The sequence below is a fragment of the Methanospirillum sp. genome (assembly GCF_035406105.1).
GTDB lineage: Archaea > Halobacteriota > Methanomicrobia > Methanomicrobiales > Methanospirillaceae > Methanospirillum.
This window is the reverse complement of record NZ_DAONKG010000067.1, coordinates 1-11,210: the sequence shown is the minus strand read 5'-3', so window position 1 is coordinate 11,210 and position 11,210 is coordinate 1. Positions and strand designations below refer to the sequence as shown.

General features: G+C 40.5%; 8 protein-coding genes, 1 tRNA gene and 1 pseudogene. 7 read left to right on the top strand and 3 right to left on the bottom strand.

Features of this window, described 5'->3' with window-relative positions:
- The 3 genes from glnA to PLA23_RS05615 form a co-directional block, all read left to right on the top strand.
- On the top strand, window positions 1–1,100 hold a 1,100-nt coding region (gene glnA / locus PLA23_RS05625; protein WP_324474348.1), incomplete at its 5' end, for a type I glutamate--ammonia ligase.
- A 152-nt stretch (window positions 1,101–1,252) separates the two neighbouring features.
- Window positions 1,253–2,170 (top strand): S-layer glycoprotein N-glycosyltransferase AglJ, encoded by a 918-nt coding sequence (aglJ, locus tag PLA23_RS05620; protein WP_324329039.1) that lies wholly within the window; start codon window positions 1,253–1,255, stop codon window positions 2,168–2,170.
- Window positions 2,171–2,228: 58 nt separating this feature from the next.
- Window positions 2,229–2,299: transfer RNA gene (locus PLA23_RS05615), tRNA-Gly, on the top strand.
- Here the strand turns inward: PLA23_RS05615 and mreA are convergent.
- Window positions 2,300–2,686: an MreA family transcriptional regulator gene (gene mreA / locus PLA23_RS05610; protein ID WP_324329037.1), complete on the bottom strand. Its 387-nt coding sequence runs from the start codon at window positions 2,684–2,686 to the stop codon at window positions 2,300–2,302.
- Window positions 2,687–3,804: 1,118 nt separating this feature from the next.
- Between mreA and PLA23_RS05605 the strand changes: the two genes are divergently transcribed.
- Window positions 3,805–4,179, top strand: a complete 375-nt coding sequence (locus PLA23_RS05605; RefSeq protein ID WP_324474346.1) for a desulfoferrodoxin — start codon at window positions 3,805–3,807, stop codon at window positions 4,177–4,179.
- 88 nt (window positions 4,180–4,267) lie between these two features.
- A complete protein-coding gene (locus PLA23_RS05600; RefSeq protein WP_324474344.1) occupies window positions 4,268–5,278 on the top strand; it encodes a PEGA domain-containing protein in 1,011 nt (336 codons plus the stop codon).
- Window positions 5,279–5,497: 219 nt separating this feature from the next.
- Here PLA23_RS05600 and PLA23_RS05595 read toward each other — a convergent pair whose 3' ends face one another.
- A complete protein-coding gene (locus tag PLA23_RS05595; RefSeq protein ID WP_324474341.1) occupies window positions 5,498–6,820 on the bottom strand; it encodes a PAS domain S-box protein in 1,323 nt (440 codons plus the stop codon).
- A 151-nt stretch (window positions 6,821–6,971) separates the two neighbouring features.
- Here PLA23_RS05595 and PLA23_RS05590 point away from each other — a divergent pair, with 151 nt between their 5' ends.
- Together PLA23_RS05590 and PLA23_RS05585 are read left to right on the top strand one after the other, a co-directional pair.
- Window positions 6,972–8,321: a COG1361 S-layer family protein gene (locus PLA23_RS05590; protein ID WP_324327830.1), complete on the top strand. Its 1,350-nt coding sequence runs from the start codon at window positions 6,972–6,974 to the stop codon at window positions 8,319–8,321.
- Between the two features lie 21 nt (window positions 8,322–8,342).
- The gene (locus PLA23_RS05585; protein ID WP_324474339.1) at window positions 8,343–10,586 is read left to right on the top strand and encodes an efflux RND transporter permease subunit; all 2,244 of its coding nucleotides are present in this window, start codon (window positions 8,343–8,345) and stop codon (window positions 10,584–10,586) included.
- 315 nt (window positions 10,587–10,901) lie between these two features.
- Here PLA23_RS05585 and PLA23_RS05580 read toward each other — a convergent pair.
- A pseudogene (locus PLA23_RS05580) lies at window positions 10,902–11,210 on the bottom strand (hypothetical protein); the annotation flags it as partial.

The following is an 11,210-nucleotide window of genomic DNA, read 5'->3' as shown; positions in this document are numbered from 1 at the left end:
AGATCCTTCCCTGGAGACCTGCCGATAAACGTGTTGCACGGTTTATTTGTGATGTCTACACCTATGGGAACAAACCATTTGAGGGAGATCCACGCTCTGTTCTGAAACGGAATCTTGATGAGGCTGCAAAATTAGGATATACCTTTAATTGTGGGCCAGAACTAGAATTTTTTGTCTTTAAAAGAGATGAAAAGGGACAGGCCACCACTGAGTTTGTAGATCATGGAGGTTATTTTGACCTTGCACCCAGTGATGCTGCGGAAGATTTACGACGTGAGATAGTTCTCGCTCTGACTGAAATGGGATTCGAAATTGAAGCATCCCATCACGAGGTAGCAGACTCTCAGCATGAAATTGACTTTAAATATGGAGATGCACTCTCGGTTGCAGATAAAGTAATTACCTTTAAGTTTGCTGCAAAAACACTTGCTCTTATGAACGGGATGCATGCCACCTTTATGGCCAAACCAATTGCCAGAATAAATGGTACTGGTATGCATACCCATGGGTCCCTCAGTAAGGATGGAAAGAATGTCTTTTATGATCCCAATGCTGAGAATCAGTTATCTGAAATTATGATGTATTATATCGGAGGCCTCATAAAGCATGCAAAGGCTCTTGCACGTCTTGGAAACCCGACCATAAATTCGTATAAACGTCTGGTTCCCGGATATGAGGCTCCGGTATACATTACCTGGAGTGCTGCAAACCGTTCTGCATTAATCCGTGTCCCAGCAGCACGAGGAAACAGTACCCGGGCTGAATTCAGAAGTCCGGATCCGACATGTAACCCATATCTGCTCTTCGCCGGTATGATAGCAGCCGCCCTTGACGGCATTAAAAACAAGATTCTCCCACCACCACCCACGGATGTCAATATTTACCACCTGAGTGAACAGGAGCGGAAGGACCGTGGAATTGAGATGCTCCCCGGCTCTCTGATCGAGGCAAATGATGAACTGTTAAAAGACAAAGTCATCTGTGATGCACTTGGCCCGCATATCGTTGAAAATCTAACCAAGATCGCTATTGCAGAAAATGATGAATTCAGACTTACTGTTCATCCATGGGAGATTGAGCGGTATATTAATAACTTCTAAATTTTTTCTGTCGGTTTTTTTGCTGGTTTCCTTTTTTAACAATCTTATACTACAAGAGAATACGAGACTTTATAAGACTAATATTCTCATGAATTATCTAAATCTGAAAATTTGAGAGGATTAAACTAAATAGTATCTTATTGAACATATATATGATGGAAATCCCACGGGAACAGGTCTGTATTCTTATTCCAACCCTGAATGAAGAACCTACTATCGGCCCTCTTATAAATAAATTTCATGATATAGGATATACGGATATCCTTGTAATAGATGGAAACAGCTCTGACAAAACCAGGGAAATCGCTCAGAATGCAGGGGCAACAGTGCTTATTCAAAAGGGAAAAGGAAAAGGTGCAGCTTTTATCCAGGCAATTGAAAAAATTTCTAAACCCTATGTAGTTCTCATCGATGGTGATAATACCTATGATCCAGCAGAAGCCGATTTACTTGTCCTCCCTCTTCTATCTGGATATGATCAGTCACTGGGTAACCGTCTCATACCCCCCAATTATGCATCATTTAATCATTTAAACCTCCTTGGCAATCGGATTTTAAATTGGCTATTTAAAGTAAGTCATGGCCGGTATCTTTATGACATCCTGACCGGGTACCGGGCATTTACACGTGAATCACTCCGAAGAATGCGACTGTATGAACAGGGTTTTGGAATTGAAACAGAAATTTCATCGGAATCGGTCAGAAATGATGACAAGGTAGCGATTATTCCTGTATCCTATGGGGTCAGGATCGGGAGTGATACTAAACTCGATCCCCTCCATGATGGTTTTAAAATCGGTCGAACTATCTACCGGTTGGCAAAATTAAACAATCCAATGTTTTATTTTGGAATAATTGGAATGTTTTTTCTCTTAACCGGTGGGATTATTGGTATTTATATAATTATTGACTGGCTCAAAAATATTGATCATATTCCACTTACAATCCTGTCAGTAACCCTGGTAATTGTCGGAATCCAGATCATAATGTTTGGTATCCAGGCGGATATTCAGCTTGCGAATCAGCGGGAATTATATCACGAAATTCAAAAACTTCAAAAAGGCCGATAATTGGAAAGAACAAATTGTAACATTTATCTGTAATTATCAATAACCTTAGTAGGCATCTGCGGTAATAGTCTAGCGGCAGGACAGGGGCTTCCCAAGCCCTTAGCCCGGGTTCGAATCCCGGTTACCGCATTATAATTCATATCTCAAATAATTTTTTAATGAATCAATTTCCCTAATTTTCCGTTCATATTCATTTATCATCGCATCTCTTAATTCATTAAGTATTTCATCTGGTTTTTTGACAATATGAAAAATTTTCACAGGACGACCTTTTTTTTCCCTGACATACCGGATAACATCTATCCATTTATATTTCATGAGATCGGTGATTGCAAGGCTGACTTCTGGTTGTCTTAAATCAGTTAATAGTTCTATATCCCGTGAAGAGAGATCTATATCCTGTAACATGAGAGCCAGAACAAGAGCACTATTTTTTTTTAAGCCGATATTCCATAAAAGTTCTGCAATCTCTTTCTGATCTTTGGAAATTGATGTTTTAAAATTGGGATCGATCATCGTCCATTATTATATTGATTGAATAATATAAAAATAAGATCATAGTTAAATTTTCAAAACCATAACTATCTAGTATTAATCTCGCCATTCCATTGGCGATATCATGGGCTACAAAGAGGGTTTTCTGAAAAACATATCAATAATGAGTTTTTATATTTTTATAAGTATAAAAGATCAGATAAAGTTAATGATCTTTTATATTCAATTTACAAAATGAAAATTAAATACTCATATTTCGTACCCTCGAAAATCATCAGATATTTGGATTATTCTTCGATAAATTACTTGTAAATATTTTCAGATATTTGAACTATACGGCCCTTTCGACAATCATGTCAGACATTATCTGTGTGTCCCAGTATAATCAATTATAATTTCTGATATATAGAGAAAGATTATTACCTTAGAGAAAATTTTCTTATAATTCTCTGATTATATTGTAACCCTTATATGAGTTAGAATTCAATTATAATGCAATATAATGAAAATTTTGCCTTGTCTGACATTTCATGGAAGATCATCAGAGAGAGATTGGGTTATCGGAATGAATCTTCCCAGATTTCATCAAAGGCATATCCTTTGAAATTAGTAGATATGTTTAACTTAATATATTTTAATAGAAAATCAATAACTCTCATCTATAAAGCCAGGATACTCAATGAACTTGGAAATAAATAACAGACTTACCAAATAATTCATAAAGCAAAGAGTTTGGATCCGAAAATTACCTTGGAGATGGCTGGACATCTGGTGCATGATTAAATTGAGATATTTCAGGAACCAGATACTATGTATTCGGGCATGAAATCTATAAAACAAGAAGATTGTTAATTTTTAGATTTATATGATTATTTGTATATGTTCTATTGCATGGCATATTTTTATATACTGAAGAAGAACAGATACGTTGGGGGGATTGATGAGACCTGTGAAAAGATCCTTTTCTTCAATACGGTCTCGTCATCTTCATCTGATCTTCTCCTCCTTGTTTTTATAATATGAGATGATTTCTCTACAATCTGAAAAGAACTCAGAAATGATATCCTTGCAGGGATTATCAGCAGGGTAAGTGAATGAAAATTATATCCATATAGACAACCCTTTCTATCTGATGCATCATGTTAGAATTATTTCATTGTAACATCTGCGGGCAAATGGTCCTTGTAGTTCATGAAGGGAAAGGAACCCTGGTATGTTGCAATCAGCCAATGGTTCATCTTCCTGAAAAGCACGGAGATGAAGAGGGGAAAGAGAAACATGTTCCGGTTGTGGAAAAGAGAGAAAGCGGAATTAAGGTAAAAGTCGGATCCGTGCCTCACCCCATGGTTGATGACCATTATATTCAGTGGATAGAAGTAATGGGTGATACGTATCTTCAGACATCCACACTAAAACCTGGAGATAATCCTGAAAAAGAATTTTGTGTTCCTTTTGATTCTGTAAAAAAAGTCAGAATCTATTGTAATAAACATGGATTCTGGGTTACTCATTAATATACCTTTTTTTGATTTTATGCAGTTCTGATACAATAATACCGATTCCTTTATCTTATTCTCACGCCATTTCAATTCAGGGATTGGTGTGACTGAACGAAAACTTTTTTCAATTATTATCTGGTTTGTTATCATTAGTGGGATCATAATCTGTACTGGAGATACAAACCAGTCTCAGGGACTTTTTGGATCATATGTGATACATTCAGATCCGGCTGGTGCGGAGGTATATATTCAGGGAAAATTATATGGAACAACCCCGTTACTCTTTATTCCAGATAATTTCATGCTTCCGCCATGGACTATTGTCCTCAAAAAGGAAGGATATCAGAATGGCTCAATTATCATTTCAGAGAATTTAAAACCGAATACGCAGAAAGAAATCTCATATACACTCATACCGTCACAAAAATATGGCTCAATTTTTGTAGATGCTCATCCAGTTGGCTCGTTGGTAAATCTTGATGGAAACTCACCAATCCCTCTTCCATACACATTTGAACATGTCCCGGAGGGAATCCATACAATTCAGGTCAGTAAGGCGGGGTATAAACCGTATGTAGATGAAAAAGTGGAGGTAACAGAGTGGTCGCAGATTTCTATACATGCGATCCTTATCCCAAATTATGAAAGGAAAGAACTCGTTGTCACCTCAACACCCCCGGATACAGAAATTCTGGTCGATGGAATATACCGGGGGAAAACAACCAAAGATATTCCCTTACTGATAGGACCGCTGAATGATGGACAACATATTATAACGGGGCGGATGAACGGATATCACGATACCATAACTGATGTATTTACCAGGCAGGATCGCTCCGCAAATATTCATCTTGAGTTGATACCGGTACATTCAATTCCCCGTTCATCAACAATACAGATTAAGACCGTTCCACCAGGATCTGATGTGTTATTAAATGGAATCTGGTTTGGGACCGTTCCAGCCGATGGATATCTTGTTCTGAATGATATCCCTCCAAACCGGTATAAAGTGACCATTACTCTTGATACCTATAAGGATTATGTTATGTGGGTGTTCCCAAATCCAGGTGAGACGGTAACAATTGAGAAAGAACTCGAGCCAGTCTTAATTTAAAAAGAATATGTTTAAAGATCAGGTTCTATACTCTCCCTATGCCGGGAAATATCCAAGCCTACCTGTTCTTCTTCTTTTTCTCTGAGTCCAATAATGTTATTACTAGCTAAGGCCAGAATTCAGGTCCCGATAAAAAAATGAGATTCTCAGAAAATCTCAAGAGAGGTATGATAATATAATATGGTCAGGTCATAGGTACCAAAATAAAAGAGATATCTCTTACATATTCTTATGCGGGCACAACTCTTCAGTAATTACCACACCAAATATATACGTCGGTGTATTATCTCCCGCAGATACCGGTGATTTCTCGATAATGACTGGGCCTATAGTACCATCAGGCCTGAAAAAACGGGTAACCACATGGATATGTGATACGGCATTCTGATGAATCAGTTCGTCATTTCTGAGTAAAAACTCTCTCGCGATATCCGGTGACATCACCTGCTGTGCATGTTTTCCGATGACAGAATCCGGATCACTTTGGATTAACTCACAAAATGCGGAATTTGCAATAAAAAACACTCCATCCTCGCGAAGGATGAAGATAGGATGGGGAAAGTTCGTTATAAGACGCTGTATCAGCGTTGCCTGAAGTAATTGGGCCTCTTCCTGTTCTTTCCATCTGGTCATGTCAGTAATAAGAATATACCCACGAATGACATCACCGAAGGGGACCAGTTTTACACGGATTGAGAGATAAATTGATTCGCCGTCTTTTCTCTTCGCCCAGAACCGTATCTCTTTCATAGAGCCCTTGTTGTGTTCTGCCTCCCTGAGAGCTTTCTCAAATCGTTCTTTCTCTTCCGGAATTGCAAGGTTTTCAGGTCGAAGATTATGAATTTCATCTGCTGAATACCCGGTAATTTCACAAAGGCGCTGGTTATAGAAGATGACTTTTTTCTCTCCGGATTTGATCTCGGATACAATAAGTCCGTCTGATAAATGGTCAGACACGCTTCTGAAGAATTTTTCGCTCTCCTGCAGAGCGTTAAGTGCCTCTTTTTCTACGGTAACATCCTCAAGGATGATGGTATCTGCAGAACTACCATCCTCAAATACCGTGGGAATTACCTTCCCCCGAAAAAACCGTGTTTCAGATCCTTCCCGAATGATTTCAAAGGATTCCTGCTGCGATGAGAGTATGCCGGCCAGATTTTTTAAAAAAATTCCATTTGCAGGATTAGGAGGATTTATCTGATTAATCCTTTTTTGAAGAGAATCAGTAGCATTGATCTCTAACATGTGAAAAAAAGGATCATTTCCCTGAATAATTCTCATATCACGGTCCAGAACAAGGACAAGATCAGTTGTGTAGGAGAGAAGGGCTGAGAGGGGGACACGGGATGAAAGGGTGAATACTTTCGCCATCCCAAACGTCCTCAGGTCCACATGACCTGATGCGTGAAGAATATCCAAGTAACGCCCGGTTGAGTGCTTATTTCGCCCAAGAGCAGATGCTATCTCAGTGACACTCATCCCCTGGGGATGATTTCGGAGTAGATCCTTAATATGGGCCAGTTCATCAGCCAACCGATGCATACATATCAATGTACATTCGTGACACAAAAAAGTTACTCATATATTTAACACATATAGGATACACCTATGTGTAACACATAAACAAAATAAATATATACTTTCATATTCCACGGAGATATACGCACGTGAAAATTACTCAGGTGTACAGTCCATGAAAAAAGTATTAGTTTCAGATTTTACCACTCAAAAAATCCTGCAATGGAGCAGGGTGCCTTCCATAATTCTCATCGGATTATGTCTGGCAGCACTATGTATATCACCAGTCATGGCCGGAACAAAATACCTTTCCGGTGAGCCGAACTTAACTGCAGCAATCTCCGGACTGAATGAATTCACGCCGGGAACAACGGTTGAGCTTACTGTTCTGATTGAGAACACCGGGCTGAATTACATTAAGATGGTTCAGTCAGGTATTGTTGACCGCGATGATGTTCCTTCTACTGCAAAGATGGTCCGGGTCACACTGCTGCCTGATGGTGCTCCAATCCTTATCAAATCAGACACCCAGATGATAGGTGACATTGCAGGTTCTGAATCCAAACCGGTAAAGTTTCAAATCAGAGTAAAAGATGATGGAAAAGCAGGAACCTATAATCTTCCGGTTCAGATTGAGTATACATACCTTGCTGCAGCTGAGCAGGTTGGAACAGACAGCGTTGTGAACCGGTACAGCACCAAGAAAGTAAATTTAATTGTGCCGTTTATTGTAAAATCGGCAATTAACCTTGATGTTGTAAAAGTTATTCCTGAAGATATCAATGCCGGAGGAGAAGGGTTTGTTACCATCACTCTCAAAAACAGTGGTGCAGATACCGGCCGAAAAGCAATAGCCAAATTATCACGGTTTGGAAACTCCCCGGTGGTACCGGTTGACAGTACCGTATATATCGGTGACTTTAAACCCGGTGATGTTGTTGATGCAAAGTTCAAGGTATCAGTAACAAGAGATGCAGAACCTCAGGAGTATCCCCTTGAAGTTCTTGTCACCTATCAAAATGCTGATGGTGAATCAATGGAAACTCCCTCAGAACAGATCGGTATTCCGGTTGGAGGCAAGATCAAGTTTAGTATGGTCAATGATCCCCCAAAGGTGACAATAGGGAGTAAACAGGTCATAGAGGTTGAGTACCGGAATGATGGTGATGCAACTGCGTACAGCTCTGAAGCCCGTATCAGTGCAGTAGATCCCTTCTCAAGCGATGATGATCTCGCATATCTTGGAGACATTAAGCCTGGTGAGACTGCTGTAGCCAAATTCAAAATTACTACAAACGCTGACGCGATTGAAAAAACCTACGGTCTTGATTCAGAGATCAGATATCGTGATGCCCTCGATAACAGCCAGATATCCGACACCATTAAGGTGCAGATAACTGCCGGTAAACCAGATGGTCTCTCTGCAATACTCTCTAATCCAATCATCATCGCCGTCATACTCATTGCAATAATTGGTGCAGCCTACCGGTACCATACCACCCGCAGAAAAACTGCAACTGTATAAGGAACCTCGTGGAGAACCACCATGCGTTCCATTTTTGAAAGCATCTCATCGGTTATAGTGAACCGGCCAAAACTGGTTCTTGGAGCACTCTTTCTCATTTTTATCGCTTCAATAATCGGAATGACGATGCTCAAGATGCAAACCGGGAATGAGACATATCTAGATAAGAATTCACCGAAGGGAATTGTATTCTCCCATTATGAGGATACCTTCAGCCAGGACACGCTTGTCATTCTCATAGAGAGTAATGATCCTTTAAGTCCTGATGTCATCGCATATATCGATGAAATTACCCCGGGCCTTAAAAATCTGCAATACATCTCCTCGGTTTCAAGCATTGCTGATCTGGTGAAACAGACTAATAATGGAGTAATCCCACGTTCTACCGGTGAGATTAAAAAATTAAAAGAGAACATTCCGGCTGAAGTATTAAACAGATACATTCCATCCAATCTTCTGACCATGATGATGATCAAGCTGGATGTCGGGATGACAGATCAGAAACAAAAGAGCGTGATGAATAATGTCCGTTCGTTCCTGAACAGTTCACATCCCCCACCGGGAATTACCGTTACTTTAACGGGAAACCCGGTCTTCAAGCAGGAGATGGGCCAGGAGCTGAGTAAATCCATGGGGACACTTATTATGGGTGCCATGATCCTGATGGTGATTGTAATGGGTATTCTGTTTGCCTATGTCAGTCATCGTTTTATTCCGGTTTTAATAGTCGCTATCGGACTTATACTCACCTTTGGTATCATGGGACTCTTTGGTGTGAATATAAATACCGCCGTTATTGCTGCGTTTCCTGTACTCATTGGACTTGGCATAGATTATGCGATCCAGTTTCATGCACGACTGGAGGAAGAGGCACGGAAAGGTCCTCTCGCTGAAGCGGTCAAAATTACCATCACACGAACCGGTCCGGCAGTACTCTTTGCAATGCTTGCAACAACGATGGGATTCATCGCGATGTTTATCTCTCCGGTTCCAATGATCCGATCGTTTGGTCTTGTCGCAATCATCGGTGTTAGTGTCTGTTATTTGACTTCACTCATCGGAATTCCTCTTATTGCGGTATTGATCCGGTATAAGCCAAAAGGAAAACAGGGTGAGGAAAAACCAACCCGTGCAGATCTTATACTCTCAAAAACAGCAGTTACGATTGCAAAAAACCCACTGCCTGTTCTGATGGTTGCTGTACTCATAGCATTTATCGGCCTTCAGGTTGACCCGTCAATCCCCATATCAACAAATGAACGGACATTTGTTCCCTCTGATATGCCTGCCAAGATTTCGCTTGATAAAGTCAGTAGAACAATCGGGTCCACCACACCTGTTCCGGTACTTGTCACTGGAAACAATGTTATCTCACCAGACGTCCTCCGGTGGATAGAGCGATTCCAAAAGAATGAACTCAGTCTTTATATGGAGATAACAGGTTCCACAAGTATTGTCGATTATATCAAAATTTATAATAACGGAACGATTCCTTCAACTCAATTCGAAATTGATGAGGTCATAGCAAAAATTCCGGAAGGTATCAGGAATGAGTATGTAAATGGCAGAACAGAAACCGTCATTGAATTTTCAACCAAGCGTCTTGAAATGCCACAACAGGATGAACTCAAGACCCAGATGAATAATGACCTAGTTCTTATAACGCCTCCGCCGGGTATCAGTGCATCAATAACCGGAACTTTTGATCTCTTTACCACGCTCATCTCAGATATCGCTGAAAGTAAGGAGCAGATGACATTATTAGGATTTATCCTGATAGTTGCATTCCTGGCTCTGATTTACCGGAAAATACATGCTGTCACTCCAATCGTTCCGATTGTATGTATCGTAGGCTGGAATGCAGTTGCCATGCTTATCCTGAACATTGATTACACTCCCATGACTGCCTGTCTTGGATCGATGACAATAGGGGTTGCTGCAGAGTATACCATCCTCATTATGGAACGGTATCTGGAAGAACGGGAGACTGCGGCAAATACACTTGATGCGATTCGTGAAAGTGTCAGGAAGATCGGATCAGCCATTATGGTATCCGGGTTTGCCACATTCTTTGGATTTTCAGCCCTCATGCTCTCAAACTTTAATATGATCAGCAATTTTGGTCTGACCACGGTGATTGCAGTCTTCTTCTCTTTGATTGGAGCGGTCGCAATCATGCCGGCAGTGTTGTCGGTTCTGGATGAACTTATTCGTGATGTGCATACCATTGAAGATAAGGTACTCCATCATCCCCATAAGGATTAATCCCTTTTTTCTGATACCATACGTACCTTCCAGAATCAATAGCTCCTCATCGGTCAGGAGCGGAAAAGACCAGTATCCGGAAAATTATACTGGATACAACATCGCTCGGTACTCATCAATGTCAGGCAGGAAGAATTGTCTGATTTCCATTCGATTCCTGATATTAAAACTGTTTTCGCTATTTTTAAAGCATTCCAGGAGATTATAGAAGCTTTCATGAACTGTATAGAATGTATCTCATAGAATACCAGCATACCGCCACGAAACGATTATTCAGCGATTCCTGGTACCTGGCAATAAATCCGATGTTCATTTTTACCCGATCTTTCGCCGAATTTCAGTCCACAGACTGACGAGGGAGAGACTGATGAGATTTAATGTTGTGGTGGTATACCACAGGTATGATTCGATCTGAGTCAGATAGACAATCCAGCCTGACCACAGGGCGAGACAGATGATTGTAAACGTGATCAGTGTATCAAGAGAGAGAAAGATCAGGGATGCATTCATACCTCTCCCTATCTGGGCAAGAGTACAGAATTCAATCAGATCTGCCTTTCCAATGAGATCAAAACCTGCCCTGGTCAGATTCATCATCATATCAGCCCCGGCCCAGAGGATAAG

Bases quoted from the DNA above. Each gene is read 5' to 3' on its own strand.
- PLA23_RS05585 (WP_324474339.1), top strand. From the start codon at position 8,343: ATGCGTTCCATTTTTGAAAGCATCTCATCGGTTATAGTGAACCGGCCA.
- aglJ (WP_324329039.1), top strand. From the start codon at position 1,253: ATGATGGAAATCCCACGGGAACAGGTCTGTATTCTTATTCCAACCCTG.
- PLA23_RS05595 (WP_324474341.1), bottom strand. From the start codon at position 6,820: ATGCATCGGTTGGCTGATGAACTGGCCCATATTAAGGATCTACTCCGA.
- PLA23_RS05590 (WP_324327830.1), top strand. From the start codon at position 6,972: ATGAAAAAAGTATTAGTTTCAGATTTTACCACTCAAAAAATCCTGCAA.
- PLA23_RS05605 (WP_324474346.1), top strand. From the start codon at position 3,805: ATGTTAGAATTATTTCATTGTAACATCTGCGGGCAAATGGTCCTTGTA.
- mreA (WP_324329037.1), bottom strand. From the start codon at position 2,686: ATGATCGATCCCAATTTTAAAACATCAATTTCCAAAGATCAGAAAGAG.